This is a genomic window from Nostoc sp., assembly GCF_035638895.1.
Taxonomy (GTDB): domain Bacteria; phylum Cyanobacteriota; class Cyanobacteriia; order Cyanobacteriales; family Nostocaceae; genus Nostoc.
The window spans coordinates 1-15,973 of the sequence record NZ_DASQZC010000162.1; the positions used below are offsets into that span (position 1 = coordinate 1).

13 protein-coding genes are annotated in these 15,973 nt (G+C 42.1%); 1 reads left to right on the forward strand and 12 read right to left on the reverse strand.

Annotation, left to right across the window (positions count from 1 at the left end; all coding sequences use genetic code 11):
- Positions 1 to 310 precede the first annotated feature (310 nt).
- From VE944_RS08095 to VE944_RS08135, 9 genes are all read right to left on the reverse strand, one after another.
- Complete coding sequence (locus VE944_RS08095; protein WP_324974894.1) at positions 311 to 1,315, reverse strand: SDR family oxidoreductase; 1,005 nt, start codon at positions 1,313 to 1,315, stop codon at positions 311 to 313.
- Positions 1,316 to 1,412: 97 nt separating this feature from the next.
- A complete protein-coding gene (locus tag VE944_RS08100; RefSeq protein WP_324974896.1) occupies positions 1,413 to 2,258 on the reverse strand; it encodes an alpha/beta fold hydrolase in 846 nt (281 codons plus the stop codon).
- Between the two features lie 88 nt (positions 2,259 to 2,346).
- On the reverse strand, positions 2,347 to 3,069 hold the full coding sequence (locus VE944_RS08105; RefSeq protein ID WP_324974899.1) for a beta-ketoacyl-ACP reductase: 723 nt from the start codon (positions 3,067 to 3,069) through the stop codon (positions 2,347 to 2,349).
- Positions 3,070 to 3,156: 87 nt separating this feature from the next.
- On the reverse strand, positions 3,157 to 4,350 hold the full coding sequence (locus VE944_RS08110) for a thiolase family protein (RefSeq protein WP_324974902.1): 1,194 nt from the start codon (positions 4,348 to 4,350) through the stop codon (positions 3,157 to 3,159).
- 477 nt (positions 4,351 to 4,827) lie between these two features.
- Entirely contained in the window at positions 4,828 to 5,883 is a 1,056-nt protein-coding gene (gene phaC, locus VE944_RS08115) for a class III poly(R)-hydroxyalkanoic acid synthase subunit PhaC (protein ID WP_324974905.1), read from the reverse strand.
- A 194-nt stretch (positions 5,884 to 6,077) separates the two neighbouring features.
- Positions 6,078 to 6,254 carry a hypothetical protein gene (locus VE944_RS08120; protein ID WP_324974908.1) on the reverse strand — a complete coding sequence of 59 codons (177 nt, stop codon included), beginning with the start codon at positions 6,252 to 6,254 and terminating at the stop codon, positions 6,078 to 6,080.
- A gap of 102 nt (positions 6,255 to 6,356) precedes the next feature.
- Positions 6,357 to 6,743: a poly(R)-hydroxyalkanoic acid synthase subunit PhaE gene (locus VE944_RS08125; RefSeq protein ID WP_324974912.1), complete on the reverse strand. Its 387-nt coding sequence runs from the start codon at positions 6,741 to 6,743 to the stop codon at positions 6,357 to 6,359.
- Between the two features lie 125 nt (positions 6,744 to 6,868).
- Positions 6,869 to 7,438 (reverse strand): hypothetical protein, encoded by a 570-nt coding sequence (locus VE944_RS08130; protein WP_324974915.1) that lies wholly within the window; start codon positions 7,436 to 7,438, stop codon positions 6,869 to 6,871.
- A gap of 150 nt (positions 7,439 to 7,588) precedes the next feature.
- Complete coding sequence (locus tag VE944_RS08135; protein ID WP_324974918.1) at positions 7,589 to 9,337, reverse strand: KAP family NTPase; 1,749 nt, start codon at positions 9,335 to 9,337, stop codon at positions 7,589 to 7,591.
- Between the two features lie 871 nt (positions 9,338 to 10,208).
- Between VE944_RS08135 and VE944_RS08140 the strand changes: the two genes are divergently transcribed.
- Positions 10,209 to 11,675, forward strand: a complete 1,467-nt coding sequence (locus tag VE944_RS08140; protein WP_324974921.1) for an MFS transporter — start codon at positions 10,209 to 10,211, stop codon at positions 11,673 to 11,675.
- A 64-nt stretch (positions 11,676 to 11,739) separates the two neighbouring features.
- On the opposite strand, the gene VE944_RS08145 is transcribed toward VE944_RS08140, so the two are convergent.
- The 3 genes from VE944_RS08145 to hflX form a co-directional block, all read right to left on the reverse strand.
- Positions 11,740 to 13,032: an ATP-grasp domain-containing protein gene (locus tag VE944_RS08145; RefSeq protein WP_324974924.1), complete on the reverse strand. Its 1,293-nt coding sequence runs from the start codon at positions 13,030 to 13,032 to the stop codon at positions 11,740 to 11,742.
- 324 nt (positions 13,033 to 13,356) lie between these two features.
- On the reverse strand, positions 13,357 to 14,229 hold the full coding sequence (locus tag VE944_RS08150; RefSeq protein WP_324974927.1) for an isoaspartyl peptidase/L-asparaginase family protein: 873 nt from the start codon (positions 14,227 to 14,229) through the stop codon (positions 13,357 to 13,359).
- 14 nt (positions 14,230 to 14,243) lie between these two features.
- Positions 14,244 to 15,932, reverse strand: coding sequence for a GTPase HflX (gene hflX / locus VE944_RS08155; protein WP_324974930.1), 1,689 nt, complete (start codon positions 15,930 to 15,932; stop codon positions 14,244 to 14,246).
- Between the last annotated feature and the right edge of the window lie 41 nt (positions 15,933 to 15,973).

Genomic DNA, 15,973 nt, shown 5'->3' on the forward strand with positions numbered 1-15,973 from the left:
ATTATTAACACCTTACGGTGATGCAGAGAAATTAGCGATCGCAATTCTCCGTTATCTTGACGAGCAAGAATTTGCCCAAAGTGCCGGAGTCGCTGCCAGACAACGCGCCCTCGATTTCTCAACGCAGAATTATGCTCAAAACTTTATCAGTGTGCTTCGTTCTGCTAAGGCTTGATCCTTACTTCAGTTAAAGAATTTTTTGGTTGAGGCAGGCAGGGGGAGCAGGGGGAAAGAAAATTACTGAATAAATAACCCTCTTTCTTCCCCTGCCTCCCCTGCTTATCTTTAAGGGGAGCTACTGCATTTATCGTTAATCTTTGATTACTTGAGCTACTAGCAACGCTAATGCTGCTGTACCAGCGATCGCGCCCCACTGAAGAACCGGATTTTTTTCTATCCAGTCGGAAAGACTAGGTATAACTAAGTGACCATAATCACCGTTAACTCTGTCGTCTTCAGCAACAGGTTGATAAAAATTATTTGATGCATCTTCAGACTTCGGCTCGGAACTATGCTGTAAGTTGAAGCCGATGAGCAGTAACAGTGAATCTACTAAGGGTGGTGAGATGCGCTGTACCAAATCTAATATTTTAGCTACATCCCCAACTAAGTAGTCACGAGTTGGATGTTCGGCTACATGGAGGATGGCATCAGCTACAAGTTTAGGTTCGTAGTAAGGTGGTACCCCGGCAGGCTTTACGCCTAATTTCGTCCGGCCATTGTTCCAAAAGGGACTGTTAATCACTGCTGGCTTCACACTTGTGACGCTGATAGGCCATTTTTCATGTTGTAACTCAACGCGCATCGCTTCGATAAAACCCTCGACCCCATGCTTGGCTGCCGAGTAAGCACTTTGGTAGGGGAGCGATCGCGTACCTTCCACTGAAGAGACATGGATCAATGCCCCCCGTCCCTCACGCTTCAGATGGGGTAAGGCCGCCATTGCACCATACACCTGTCCCATCAGATCGACATCAATAACATGCTTAAACTCTTCTGGTGTTGTATTGTCGAAAGTGGCAAAGATGCCGATAGCAGGGGCATGTACCCATGTATCGAGTCGCCCGTAAACTTCCACAGTTTTATCTGCGATCGCCTTTACTTGATCAAATACTTCTACATCGGCCACAATATAAGTTGCCTCGCCGCCAAAGCTGCGAATCTCCTCTACTAAAGACTGTAGCTTCGACTCACCGCGAGCGGAGACTACCACTTTTGCCCCGCGTCTAGCAAACTCAAGAGCTGTGATCCGTCCGATACCACTGGAGGCTCCAACGACGGAAACGACCTGTTGATTAATTGGCTTTAATTGCATTAGTGTTACTCCTTAAAAGGGATTGGGGATTGGGGATTGGGTACTGGGGATTGGGAATTAAAATTCATTCCTAGAGTCCCTAGTTCCCAGTCCCCATTCACAAATGACAAGCAAGAAACTGGTTCAATGCGTCGGTAAATAATTCGGGACGCTCGACTTGGGGTAAGTGTCCACAACTGGGTATCAAAGCTAAGTGTCCTTGCCTTAAACGGCTGACTGCATCTTGAGCTTGGTAATTCGGCAAAACTAGGTCATTAATACCCCATACAACTAGGGTTGGCATTTGTAACTGTGGTAGAGATTCGAGTACTATTTGCTTCTGTCCTAATACATATAGTTGAGAACGCAGTATAGATAAATTCGCTTCTAGAAAGCCAGGAAGCAGCCCCATTCGCTCTTGCTCTGCTAGCCATGCGTCGGGAACTTGTAAGGGATTAGCAAAAAGCAACGCCGCCCGTGACCAAGCCCTTTGCTTTGCGCCCAAAGGTGTTTTGCTCCAGGCGATCGCTAACTCTCCGTACCAGGGCAAAGTCAAATTTGACAGAATTGGGTTGACGACTTGGCTAAATCCCATACTGTCTACCAGTACTAATGCTGGTACGCGTTCGGGATTTGACAGCGCAAACCGCAAAGCAATCAAACCACCTAAAGAATTGCCTACTAATACTGCTCGTTGAATTTCTAAAGCGTTGAGAAAATCGGCTAAGAATTCTGTCAAAAATTCCAGCGAATATTCACGCTTGGGTTTAGCACTATCCCCCGAACCTGGGAAATCTACGGCTATGACACGATGCTTAGTCCCTAGAGTAGGTATTACCCAAGACCAATCAACAGCGCTATCACCCACTCCATGTAGCAGCACTAACGGTGGATCATCATTACCCCCTGCCAAGTAGCGAATATTAAGTCCACTTACATCTATTTGCCGCTTTTCAAACCCCATGTTCACAGTTACTCCCACTATTTTGAATTTGCCATTTATTAGGGACTGGAATTTCAATTCCTAATCTATCTAATGCCCAGTCCCGCACTCATGTATAATGAGCGCCGTTGACTCGCACAACTGTACCAGTGACGTAGCTGCTAGCTATTGGGGAGAGCAGAAATGCTACTGCCCAAGCAACCTCCTCCGGTTTCCCAAAGCGAGACAGGGGAATTTCAGACAAAATCCGTTGCTTGACTTTATCTGAAATCGGGGTGAGCATATCAGTCTCAATAAACCCCGGTGACACAGTATTAGCCCGCACTCCGTAACGCGCCGCTTCTAGAGCCAGAGATTTTGTCAAACCAATGGTTCCTGCTTTGGATGCTGCGTAGTTTGTCTGGCCGATATTTCCGCGATCGCCAGAAATTGAAGTGATACAGACAACAGAGCCAGAACGCCGTTCGTACATCTTGGGAATAACGGGTTTTAAGGTGTTGTAGACTCCTTTCAAGTTAGTGTCGATTACTGCATCCCAGTCTGCCGTTGTCAGTTTTGGGAAAAAATTGTCTCGCGTAATTCCAGCATTCGCGACAACCCCGTAAATTGGGCCAAGTTTCTCTTCAACCTTTTCTGTCACTGCCTCCATAGCTGCTTTATCGGTGACATCAGCTGAGATTGCCAAACTCCCCATCTGCGGATTGTAATCGCTGCGGTAGGTGTAAGCTACTTTCGCTCCCAACTCCAAAAGCAGATTGACGATCGCAGCTCCAATTCCCCGATTACCGCCAGTTACCAAAACCACTTGATCTTCCAATCCCAAACCTGCCATAACTTAAACCAATCCAAAATTTCACAACGCTCAAAATAATTCCTATTTGGCACCCTCAATTACGAATTACGAACTACGAATTACGAACTACCTCAGCCTCTCCAGTGCGATCGCAGTACCCCCACCAGTCCCGTGACAAACTGCTGCTAATCCAAACTGCCCGTTTTGCTGCTGTAAAGCGTTGAGCAGTGTTACTAAAATTCGCGCTCCTGAAGCCCCGATGGGATGTCCTAAAGCGATCGCCCCGCCATAGACATTTAATTTTTCATAAGGAACGCCCAACTCCCGATTGAATAAGACATTGCTTATAGCAAATGCTTCGTTGTTTTCAAACAAATCAAAATCGTAAATTTTCATTTTGAGTTTGTCTAAAAGCTTGTTCACTGCCAATATGGGAACTTCGGGGAACCGCCAAGATTCTCCCCCTGTCCATACTCCACCAATCAGCCGTGCTATAGGATTAAGTTGGTAGCGTTCTACTGCTGTTTTACTTGCCAAAACTAGAGCTGCTGCTCCATCGGATATTTGACTGCTGTTACCAGCCGTGAACACACCATCGGATCTGAAAGTAGGCTTTAGTCCAGCAAGAGTTTTTAAAGTAGTTTCGGGGCGAATTCCTTCATCTCGCTCTACAACTTGTAAACCTTTCTTACCTGCAATCTCAATTGGTACAATCTCTTGTTTAAACAAGCCTTGCTCAGTTGCTTGGGCTGCTCTAGCTTGGGAAAAGAAAGCTACTTCATCCAACTCATCCCGCGTAATTTGGTAAGCAGTTGCCAGTTGTTCTGCTTGCTCTCCCATCGTTTCGCCACTGATGGGATCGGTAAGTCCGTCTTGGAGTAAAACATCGGTAAGTTGTTCTGGTGAACCTAATAAGGATTTGTATCCCCACCTAGCTCGTTGCGATAACAAAAACCCCGTCTGGGACATAGATTCCATGCCTCCAGCAAGTACCATTTGGGCATCACCAGAACGAATTGCACTAACACCGTTGATCGCACTCATCATTCCCGATGAACACACCATATTTACTGCATATCCGTTCACCTTCTGCGGAATTCCAGTTTTAAAAGCTGCTTGACGAGGCAATGACTGTCCATGTCCGGCGCTAAGTACATTACCAAAAATATACAAATCTAAAGCTTCTCCTGATACTCCAGCTCGTTCCAAGGCTGAACGCATGGCGATCGCACCTAAATCTACTGGAGACAAATCTGCAAAGACACCTCCAAACTTACCAAGCGGTGTGCGTACTGCTGATACAATATAAGCTTCTTCCATACTTCTCATCACATTGGTGAATTAAAATTTGAAAATAATAAAATAAATGTAAGTAATTTTTTAAATAAATTCCTATTTATAATCTTGCTAATAATTGTTTTTATTGAATGATTTCTTTTGCAAAATCTAGTGCATTTAAAAAACAAAATTAACTTACTTAACAATAATTTACAATAATATTTCTAGCAAAAAATCAATCTTTAGAAGTAAATAATGGTATAGTCGTCCACCTAAAGAAAGGACGTGATATTAAACAATTTTGTATTTTGGAATACCAGGGCTATCTCGTTGTAGACATAAACCGCCCAGAACTGAAGTTACGCGGCTAATAGTCCAAGTCCACTAAAGTAGACTAAAAGCCTTTCTTAGTCCACTTTAGTGGACTTTTGCTATTAGCCTCAGAATTCATTCTGAGGCGGGCTAGATGAGAATGAAATAGCCCTATTTAGAATACAAACACTTGAGAAAGCGAATATTTTATTCTCGCGCCTTCAGCCAATCGGCAATCGTTGGCGGTAGGTCTTTTTGAACCTTGCTGCTTACATACATACCAATATGTCCAACTGGAAACGATCGCACTGTATAATCAACACTGCCAACATATTTCTCAAGAGCTAAGGATGATGCCGGTAAAACTAGATGATCCTCTTCGGCATAAATGTTTAAAATTGGGATGCGGATATTTCCCAAATCTACTCGCTTCTTGCCAATCTCAATCTTACCTTTAATTAATTTGTTTTCTTGATAAAAGTCCTTAATGAACTGTCGAAAAGTCTCTCCAGCTTGATCTGGACTGTCAAAAATCCACTTTTCCATGCGGAGAAAATTGAGCAGCTTATCCTCATACTCAACAATCTCCAGTAAATCAATATACTTTTTGACACCTAACTGAAAAGGCTTCAGCATTACGAAGACAAAGTTGAGAAAGTTGCCAGGAATGTTACCTAAAGTGTCAACGAGAAGATCCACATCTAATGCTTGTGTCCCTAAATTGCTTCCACTCCAAACATTGAGAAGTCCTTCATTGATGTGAAAATCGACTGGCGTAACCATAGTAATCAGGTTTTTTACCTTTTCTGGGTAAAGGGAACTGTAGCAAAGACTGAAGGTTCCCCCCTGACAAATTCCCAATAAGTTAATCTGCTCTAAGTTGTGGCGGGAGCGGATGACATCTACACAATTATTGATATACCCATTGATGTATTTGTCAATAGTGAGCCAGCGATCGTCTTGGTCAGGATATCCCCAATCAATCAAGTAAATATCTAGACCAAGATTGAGTAAATTTGCAACAAGCGATCGCCCCTCCTGTAAATCTACAATGTAGGGACGGTTAACTAACGCATAAACAATTAAAATCGGAATCTTAAACGATTTTTCAACCTGGGATTGGAAGTGGTATAGTACTACCTTATCTTCCCGGTATACCTGTTGCTTAGGTGTCACCCCAATCTCAATCTCTTGTTCGCGCAAGCGGTTGAAGATATCTACACTATTAACTAGCTTTTCGATTAGTTGGATAGACTCGTGCATCGTTTTTTGATAACATTTTGGATGATAAAAAGGAAAGTTCAGCCCTTAGAAAAATATGGCAGTGCTTTCACCCAAATAAGGGTTTTTTAGAAACTAAAAGCACTACCATATATTTTGCTGAGGATCGTGTTATGTCTGAAATTTTTCAATGTCATCAAAAAAACAAAAATTTCCTGTTTAAATAATAAATAGGATTAGAACCGAATAAGCCCGTAATAAGCACTTGCAGCCGCTATGATAATCGTTAATACTCCCAGCGCTGTGCTAAGTAGAAATTGGGCAGAGGTTTTTTTATTGAGAGCTTCTTTGCTTCCACCTTCAAGTGTTGTCCGTTCGGTATTGTTAGAATTGGTTACGTTGTCAGTTTTCATGGCTTTTATCTTGTTTGATTATTTATTATAATTTCGCCTCTAATCCCAAAAATTACATCTAGCTTTAGGATTAACAAAAAAGGTAGAAATGACTAGATGAAATTAAACCTTACTTTCATCCACTTGATTACAACTCGGCAGTTCAACCATCTTAGGAACTCCTTCTAGCAACTGTTGCTGTTCGAGCCAATAACTCATGGCTACCTTCAAGAATTTTCCTTGGATTGCCTGAGCATCCTCTGAACGGAACTTTTGTGCAAATTCTCGGTCAAATATACTACTCCAGACTTCCAGAAACTGCCGCAAATTGTCAATTTTTTCACCCTTGGCTTGGTAAAAGGCTAACTCCCGTGCCAGTTCCAAAAATGCCTTTACCCAAATATCTGCCAGCACTAACTGATAGTCAAAGCTAGCTTGCGATAGCTGGATTAAAGCATCAAGTGTTTTCAGCAGTTGGTCGATTTCACAGGTATGCTGTTGTCTGACCATCAGATTTACTCCGTTATTTTCCCTAAGATAATCCGTACAATAACCGCTAAAGGAATTCGTTAAAAATTCTGGATTCAATGCACAGATATAGCAACACCTGTGAAAAACGTTTTTTTAGCAAAGCGTTAAAGCACCGTGCCGTTTGAAGGCTGCGAGGAATCATAAACGCCCCAATATTCAATACCCCGATCGCGTAATATTGGTTCAACGCGATGAATCTCTTCTTCTGAGCCTTCTAGTATGAGCAAATAATAACTCTGCTGGAGGCGATCGCTATAAACTCTGGCTCTTTCTTCGGGTATGCCTAAATCACCTAATGCCTTGAGTAAATTCTGATTTGCTGCGGCTCCCACAGCAACACCTGCAACGCTACTGACTAATGCTACACCTACAGAACCTGCTGCGAGTATAGCTCCTAAACCAGGAAGTGCCAGACTACTCAAACCAACTAACACGCTACCCCAAGTACTTGCTGTCAGCGTCTCTCTTACTGCTCCGCTTGTATTCACATTTTGATCGCCAATGCGATCGCTTATCTGCGTTTCACCTACGCGATCGCCCTGCTCTACATCTTTAGCAATGACAGAAACTTTCTCCATAGGAAAGTTTGCAGTTTTCAATTCATTAATTGCTTGCTCTATTCCTTGAGAATTAGCAAATACTCCTAATGCACGTATTGTATCTTTAGTTATCATAGTTACTATTACAGTTGCAGTTCTCTGTCTATTGGGGAATCTGAAAGCGTCACAGGAAGTATCTGTAGGCATTTTATAGGCTTTTGATCATTTCGGCTAAGTTGCATCGACTCGCAATGCCATTGCATCATAGCTAGTATCTCTTTTTACCTACATTCTGTTAGTCATTTCTTCTAGTTCTTTGAGGTGCTGTGCGTTCACAAGCCATTTCTCTTCATAGTTAGATTTATCTGTACCATATTGACTTTGTTGCTCTTTTAGTGTTGCAATTTCATGATTAATTATTGGTAATGCTTTCCCTTGGGTGATTACTTTTTTTAGCAACTCAAATCGTGATGTTTCATTAATTTGATGCAAGAGTTGCGAGATACAACGACTAATAATAACTTTATTGCCAAAAGCAAGAATGCTATGAGATTCATCATCTTGAGATAATAATTCCTCGCTTACATCCAACAAAGCTTCTACAACTGAAGGGATGTAATTTACAGGAATTTCTTCAGTGGAATTTTCTAGCTGTTCTATAAATACCCTGGCTTGCGTTGTGCCGTTTGGAAGTTTTTGTTTAGCAAGTTCTATCAAATAATTTCTAAATTTCTCTGTATTTTCAGCCAAACCAAGGATAATTTTTATCTTAATATTAGATAATTCACCTACTGATAATGACAGACGAAAGTAAATAGGAAATATCTCTAAACTACACACACGTAGCTGTTCGCGCCATTCCAACTCTTGCTTTTCATCTAGATAAGTATTACCCAAAATGAATTTTAACTTAGGAAAAAGCTGCATTAGCAGGTTTTTAACAGGCTGCTTGTCTTCATCTCGCAGTTGAGCAATCCAGGTACTCAGAAGATTCTTGAGTTCGTCTATTGAAAGGTTTATCTTTCCTACAAAAATATGAGGATTTTGATGGATTATACTATATATCTTTGGGCAGAATACTCGTAAGGACTCAATAGCAATAAAATCAACAGCGTTTACTTCATCTTTTACTACTGGATACGTGACTGTTAAAGTGTTAATCAAACGACTAATATCGCGGATGTTATTAATAAAGTGTTCTATTCCTTGAAAGTAAATATCACCCCACCGACTTTGGCTGATTTGCTGTTTTGGTGTTTGATAAAATATGTTATCAAGCTTTTCAAAAAATAGCCTGCGAAGTGAGGTTTTATCAGGAATAGGTAACTCAAAACTAACTTGAATAATTTTTTCTAAGTATGCTTCTTCAGATATTTCTTTAGTATCTGCAACTGTTCTCATTACAACTTCTTTATCAAAAAGCAGAAGATAGACAACATTAGTAAAATTTCGCATTGCTTTAAAAATACGAAATAACTGCTTGATATCTTCCGCAGCCAACCGATCAATATCATCAATTGTTACAACTATTCGCCGTTGCTGCTGTACTAAAGTATCTTCTACTTCTTCTTTTAATTCGGCAGCGTCCTTGCTTTTCTCGTCCAATAATGCTGCTAATGCCTTGCCAGTTTGAGCATAAGGTAGAGGAATGTCTGAAATAATGGCGGCAAAACCAGCTAATCTCTCCTTCAAACCTTTTGGTACGGATGACTCTTTGCTTAAAACGTTTTGTAATTGCTCAAAAAAGCGCCTTGTGATATTTTCATGTCCAGAAAATAACCAGGGATTAAAAGGAACAATGATTGGTTTCTCTTCCTCTGGCTTTTGCTGAAGATAGTGAACTACAAAGTTTAATAATGTAGATTTGCCAGAGTTCCAAGAACCGTAAACTGCAATAACAAAACCTTCAGGAAAGGTCATTTTACAAATACTGTCCGCTAGATACTTGGCAAAGTTCGCATGTCCTAGTAAATCTTTTTCTGGATCAAGCAAGGAGCTGTCTGCCGATATATCGTTAATTTCTGTCTGTGCCATAAAAAAGTTTTTTACTGATGTTGCGATCGCATCCGCCGGGGCATAGCCCATCGTTGCACATTTCGTAAGATGAGCAATGATACCTGACGATAGAAATTTCCAGTGAAATAATTTCTCAAGGCTTATGCAATTGGTTACATATTAGTTATTTAGCATCGCTGGAATTAGGAGGTTAAGTAGACAAACAGCGTTGGAGTGGAAATCCTATCTCCATGTCATCTAGTAAAATTACTCAAAGAAGTTCAACTTAAACCCCAATCCTAACTATTGGTTATAATTCAGCATTATTTATGTCTATGTGTACTAGTGCCAGCTAAATTTTAAGATTTTTCTGCAAAGGTATTAATTCTTAAGAGTGAATTTGGCAAATATAGATTATTTTCTTGTCACAAAATACTAATGAGCTGCTAAAAATATTTATATAAGAGAGTTTTTAGCGAAATTTGTATACATAAAATTAAATTTATGTCAAATAATTGGCTTTTTTGATTAGAAGCCCTAGCGGAGCTATATAATGCCTGTTTTTTCTGCAAAAGCAACCTATAGTCAATACATACTATGATCTAGGGCATGTTTTTAAAGCCTTAGATCCCCCCAACCCCCGATAAATTGGGGGGCTTTAATAGACTCCGATGAAGCCTTTTTAAGGAGAGTGCGTCTTATCTTGCGGTTTCCCTAGAAAGTGGTGTGGATTTACGGGCATCTAAAAATTTAGGAGGCAAATGAGTAGTTTGAAAACACACTTTAGTCTTTTGCCCAGGCAAGGGATTGCAATGTGTTAAAGCTTATTGATTAAATATTATATAAGTCATACTCATTATGGCTAATAGTAGCTATAACAATTTAACTGTTTAAATATTGATTAGATAATATGGTTCAGTCCCAAGAAGATGACATTTCAGTAGAGGCTAGTTCTCTTCCCCCTGTTCCCATTCAAGAAATCTCTGAGGATAGGGTATTAACGGAGACGGTACTTTTTCCAACTCCGAAACTGTTTTTGAAAATTTCTAAGCTAGAAATTCGCAAAAGCCTTATAGCGCTAACTTATGAGAGTCTCTTTGCTACGATTTTTTATAGTGTCATCGGCGGTGCGTTGCTCAGTAATTTCTTGTTAGAGTTAGGTGCTGGGCCAGTACAAATTGGTCTGCTGGCCGCCATACCTCAGATTGTAAATCTGCTGCAACCACTGGGAGCGTATTTGGTGAACCGAAGTACCAGCTTCCGGTGGTATTTCCAGTGTATTTTCATCCCATCGCGCTTGGTGTGGTTGATTCTTTTGCCAGCGATTGTGTTGGTTACTTCATCTCATCTGGCTGGATACCAAGTAGTGGAGTTGACTTTGGCAGTTCTCTTGGTATGTAATATCATTGAATCTTTCGGTCGTGCGCCTTGGCTTGGGTGGTCTGCTGTGTTAGTACCTCAACGGTTGCGGGGGCGATATTTTGGCTTTCGCAATAGCATTGTCGGCTTGACTAACCTTGTTGGTGTGCCGTTGCTAGGTTTAGCAGTATCGGTTTGGCCTGGTGGAACACTTCAAGGCTATGGTGCAGTCTTGATTTTAGGAATTTTGCTGGGATTAATCAGTCAAATCTGTCAGTTCTGGATGACCGATGTAAACCCCCAGCTTTTAACAGCCACGGGTTCAGACACCTCCCAACCCCCGTCTCAGGGTATAGATTTTAGCTTTCTCAAAGATGCTAATTTTTGCAAGTTTGTACTTTACTTGAGTATTTGGTGTTTTGCTGTTAACATCAGCGCTCCCTTCTTTAACCTCTATATGCTAGATAACCTGGATATAGATATTAGTGTGGTAACGATTTATCACGGTTTAGGAACTGGTGCGAACATGTTAATGCTGCTTTTGTGGGGGAAACTGGCTGACCGAATTGGGAATCGTCCGCTACTGTTATTAGTGGGAGTCTTGGTGGCGGTGACACCTCTGCTGTGGCTAGGAGTTGGAAGCGATCAAATTTCTTTTTGGATCTGGTTACCCTTGTTGCATATACTAGCTGGCGCGACGTGGGCAGCAATTGATTTGTGTACCAACAATATGATGATGGGAATATCACCTGTGCGTCATCAATCTACTTATTTTGCGATCGCAGGTGCAGTTGCAGGTATAACTGGAGCAATGGGTATCAGTGTTGGTAGCTTTCTAGCAACTCTGCCTGGTGCTGCGGGTTTGCTGGGGCTGTTTGTTCTCTCAGGCTTATTACGAATGGCTGCACTTGTGTTTTTGGCTTTTGTTCAAGAGCAGCGCTCAGTACCAGTGAGTCAGTTAATGCGAGTCCTGTTTCCCATCAGGCAGTCACCTAATCTGATTGAAGTAGAGGAATAAGTTTTTAACTATTATATTAATAGGGGCAGGGGTTGCCTTTCCCTTGCCTCAACAGTAGTGCTGTTTAAGGAAGCCATTGTAATCCCTTATTCTTTAATTCCTGCTCGATATGCTGCATTTCCTCGATATTCTCTCCAGTAACGATCGCATAAATATCTGTGTTAATTTTTCCGTATTTTATTTTCTCTAATGCTGACAGAATGATTAAATCCTTGCGATCTAGTTCTGGTTTTAAGGCGACTAAAATTGAATCCAACGTACCTTCCATGCGGTAGTCACTGGAATATTTAGCTACTCCCTTTCCCAATCCCACTAAGGTATTACGCTGCAAGCATAACGGAGTCGAGCCATTGACTCGGAAATTGGCATCGATCGCATAAAATTGTCCCTCTTGATCTTCCAGCACATCAAAGCCAATCACGCCGAAATAACCCTGTTTATGAGCATACTGACCAATGTTAGCAATCATTTCAAAGAACTTGCTCATGTCAGTGTTGCGGTAGTCAATCAGTCCCCCTAAATAGTTACCTTCTGGAGTGACGAGTTGGGCGGTAGTGCCGATGAGCGTTATCTCTCCTAGTTTGTTGACATAGAACTGTACGCAGTAATTCTGCACTTCATTCTTGACGAACTCCGAAACAATAATCGTATCGAGCAACTTAATATTAAGATATTTTCTAATTTCTTCAAGGCAGTAGTTCAAATCGCTGGCGCTTTTAATGATATAAGTGCCTTCTCCTGAGAGTCCGTGGGAGGTTTTAATTAAATATGGAAATTGTGGTAATTGAATGTCTTCGAGATTTACTTGGTGCAGATTGTAGCTTTCGTATTTCGGACATTGCACTCCCAATTCGGCTAGGGTTACTTTGCTGAGTAAGCGGTAATGAGTGTCTGGATCAACAGCGTGTTTTTCAGGTTTGAGGTGATCAAAGGGAAATAAACTAATGAGTTTGTCAAAGCGTTCGCCCTTGGCGTTGGCGCAGCCATCGCTGTGGCTGAGATCATCTAGATAAGTCGAGCAATCCATCATTTCAATATTGGAGTGGCTGAAGCCGAAATGCTCTTGCCAGTATTCAAGCAGCGACTTTGGCGGTTGTATAATCACAATTCCAGGAATGCGATCGCCTAATACAGCCAGATTTTTCCAAGGTTCTTTCTGACAAATCTTGTCGAATGAGGTTTTGGTGGCTTCACTACTGCCATCTTGAATAAAATATTTGTTCCGGTTGGGGTAAGCAGCCCAACTGCCAGTCGCAGGGTAATTTAAAATAAACCCATAAGATGCATCTGTGATATCTTGAGCAAACAGATCAGAAAGAGTACTCCCTTGAAAATAATGAAAGTCGTATTTTGACATCTACTCCTCCGAGAAACCGCATCCACAAAGGGATGCGGTTGTTTATATTAAACAAGTTTTCTGAATTCCAAGTAATATGATGCCAGGGCAATTAAGCATAATATCCGGAACCCCACCCCGCCAAAGCTACGCTTTGTCTCCCCTCCCCGCCTGCGGGGAGGGGTTGGGGGTGGGGTTCTTTTATTATTATGGGTAATTTGGCAAAGATGACATAACACTAACTTGAAAAAACAAAGCTGTATATTCAAACTTGAAAACTCAGATGTAGTTTCGCTTCATTAACTACCCATTACCTTAGCGTAGCCCATTACGAATTGGTATAAGTTATTTCTTGGTAAAAACAGCCACCTTGTCTTGTCCTTCAGTCATATAAGCGCAAGCCATGTGTGATGAGTTATACGCCCAGCCAACGCGTCCTTGACGATCTATGAGGATGCAACCAGCTTCACCTTTAACCTTAGAAACCAAAGTGTCAATTGCCATCTGTGCGGCTTCTTCTGGGTGTCTGTCTCCAGTCAAGAAATCGACCGCAGTTTTAGCCAAAACCACGGGGATAATTGACTCGCCATCACCTGTTGTTGAGCAACCGCCGAATTTATTATCAGCGTACAAGCCAGAGCCAACAAGGGCAGTGTCACCAACGCGACCTTGTTGCTGCTTCGTAGTACCACCAGTTGAAGTGCCAGCAGCTAGGATGCCGCTAGCATCCAAAGCCACACAGCCTACAGTGTTGGGGCGATCAATAACTTTTTGATCCTCCTTCCACTCCTGCCACTGTTCATCAGTAATCAAGTTTTCTTTTTTACACATTTCGGCTCCAGAGTCTACAGCAAAGCGTTCTGCACCTCGCGCCACTAGTAGCCTGGGTTTGTCATCCATAACCTTCCGTGCAACCGAGATGGGATGACGGATGCCCTGAACTGCTGCAACTGCTCCCCAACTTAATGAGCCTTCCATGATCGCCGCGTCTAACTCCACCTCTCCATCGCTGTTGAGAGTTGCGCCAAGACTGGCGTTAAATGTCTGGTCAGTTTCCAGAACTCGAATAGCTGCTTCAACAGCTTCTGCGGCGCTACCTCCACTGATTAGCACAGCCCAACCAGCTTCTACTGCTGCTGTACAGCCTGCATTGTTGGCTGCAACTTTATCGTCTGTGATGGTTTTTGCTCCACCGTGAACAATGATAGTCGGTGTCATATAATTCCCTTTGATTAGTATGAATTTTGTGGGACTGCAATCGTCTGAACGGGTTCGTCAATTAGTTGCAGCGATCGCATTTTGAAAGTCTCTAAACCCAAGCGCTGACTTGCTGATATAAACACAGCTTCGGGATAATCTTGTTGAACTCTAGCTAAGGTTTCGCTATCTACTTGGTCAACCTTATTAAAAGCAATCAAAGTTTTTTCTGGAATCTCAGGCATTTCTTCGAGTATTTCCAGCACACTTGCAATATGACTTTCCCAAGCTGGATGGGACAAATCTACAACATGAATCATGGCCGAAGCCTCAACTACTTCCTCCAATGTGGCGCGAAACGCATCCAGCAGTGCTGGCGGGAGTTCGTGAATAAACCCTACAGTATCTGTGAGCAAAATCGACCTGCGTTGTTGTGTTTCTGGTTCTGTAATTACTACTTTGCGGGTTGTTGGATCGAGGGTAGCAAATAGTTGGTCTGCTGTATAAACTTCTGCATTAGTTAACACATTTAGCAGAGTAGATTTACCAGCATTAGTATAGCCAACTAATGCCAGAACCGGAATTTCTTGCTGTTGTCGTTGTTGTCTAATGCGGGCGCGATGTGCTTGTAATTGATTTACTTCTTCCTGTAGTTGACCAATTCGCCGTTGAATTGTTCGCCGTTCCGTCTCTAGTTTTGTTTCACCAGGGCCTCGCGTACCAATCCCCGCACCTAATCGAGACATTTCCTGGCCGCGACCGCGCAGCCGAGGTAACATATATTCGAGTTGCGCCAGTTCTACTTGTAATTTACCTTCTTGAGTGCGAGCGCGTTGAGCAAAAATATCTAGAATTACTTCCGTGCGGTCTACAACTCGGATGCCAATTTCCTGTTCTAAGTTGCGGGCTTGAGATGCAGAAATATCTCGGTCAAAAACGATTAGATTAGCTCTTAGTTTTTGAGCCAAAAGGGTGATTTCTCCAATTTTTCCCTTACCGACCACTGTTTGAGGATGGGGGCGATCGCGTTTCTGCCGCATTGTATCAAGTACAATACCCTTAGCGCTTTCCACCAAACGCACTAGTTCTGCAAGCCCATCTTCAAACCGTTGGACAGATACATCTTCTGTCTGCACTCCCACCAGCAGCACCCTGTCTTGATCAGAGACAACTTCTTGAGATAGGAATATTCCATCCCCAGCATCAGCAATTTCTCTCTCCCATTCGTGAACTAGATCATCAAATTCTTGTTCGGTTAAGTCATCCAAACTTAGAGGAGGTGAAATTACCCAAGGACTCTCTCGATCGGGGAAAAGGTAAGTTAGAAAAGCTTCTTTTACTTCGCTATCAGTTGCAATTAATATTACAAGAGCATCTAAGCGCTGACGCATCATTGCAATTAACGATGCTTCATCAGGTGGTTGTGATTTCAATTGAGTAGCAACACAACGGATTCCGCTCAAGCGTTCGGCACTGCGGCGGGGTAATTCTTCAGCCGGAATTTGAGTTTGATTTGGTGTTCCTACAGCAATTCGGATAATTTGCCCACGCCGATTGATATAACAACAAATCGGGTGATGAATTTCTTTACTAATTGCGGCTAAGGCTTGGGCAAATTCCGGCGTAATTAATCTATCTGCTGGTTGATTTTCCTCGTAAAGCCGTTGTAATTGTTTTATTTGGCTAGCTTTTATCCCTTGACTATTGCCATAAATTTTTTGCATATATTAACAGTTGATAATTTGCTTTTTAGCTATCTATCTTA

What these genes read in the sequence shown, in the direction of transcription:
- VE944_RS08095 (WP_324974894.1), bottom strand. Translation starts at nt 1,315, where the DNA reads ATGCAATTAAAGCCAATTAATCAACAGGTCGTTTCCGTCGTTGGAGCC.
- VE944_RS08100 (WP_324974896.1), bottom strand. Translation starts at nt 2,258, where the DNA reads ATGGGGTTTGAAAAGCGGCAAATAGATGTAAGTGGACTTAATATTCGC.
- VE944_RS08105 (WP_324974899.1), bottom strand. Translation starts at nt 3,069, where the DNA reads ATGGCAGGTTTGGGATTGGAAGATCAAGTGGTTTTGGTAACTGGCGGT.
- VE944_RS08110 (WP_324974902.1), bottom strand. Translation starts at nt 4,350, where the DNA reads ATGGAAGAAGCTTATATTGTATCAGCAGTACGCACACCGCTTGGTAAG.
- phaC (WP_324974905.1), bottom strand. Translation starts at nt 5,883, where the DNA reads ATGCACGAGTCTATCCAACTAATCGAAAAGCTAGTTAATAGTGTAGAT.
- VE944_RS08120 (WP_324974908.1), bottom strand. Translation starts at nt 6,254, where the DNA reads ATGAAAACTGACAACGTAACCAATTCTAACAATACCGAACGGACAACA.
- VE944_RS08125 (WP_324974912.1), bottom strand. Translation starts at nt 6,743, where the DNA reads ATGGTCAGACAACAGCATACCTGTGAAATCGACCAACTGCTGAAAACA.
- VE944_RS08130 (WP_324974915.1), bottom strand. Translation starts at nt 7,438, where the DNA reads ATGATAACTAAAGATACAATACGTGCATTAGGAGTATTTGCTAATTCT.
- VE944_RS08135 (WP_324974918.1), bottom strand. Translation starts at nt 9,337, where the DNA reads ATGGCACAGACAGAAATTAACGATATATCGGCAGACAGCTCCTTGCTT.
- VE944_RS08140 (WP_324974921.1), top strand. Translation starts at nt 10,209, where the DNA reads ATGGTTCAGTCCCAAGAAGATGACATTTCAGTAGAGGCTAGTTCTCTT.
- VE944_RS08145 (WP_324974924.1), bottom strand. Translation starts at nt 13,032, where the DNA reads ATGTCAAAATACGACTTTCATTATTTTCAAGGGAGTACTCTTTCTGAT.
- VE944_RS08150 (WP_324974927.1), bottom strand. Translation starts at nt 14,229, where the DNA reads ATGACACCGACTATCATTGTTCACGGTGGAGCAAAAACCATCACAGAC.
- hflX (WP_324974930.1), bottom strand. Translation starts at nt 15,932, where the DNA reads ATGCAAAAAATTTATGGCAATAGTCAAGGGATAAAAGCTAGCCAAATA.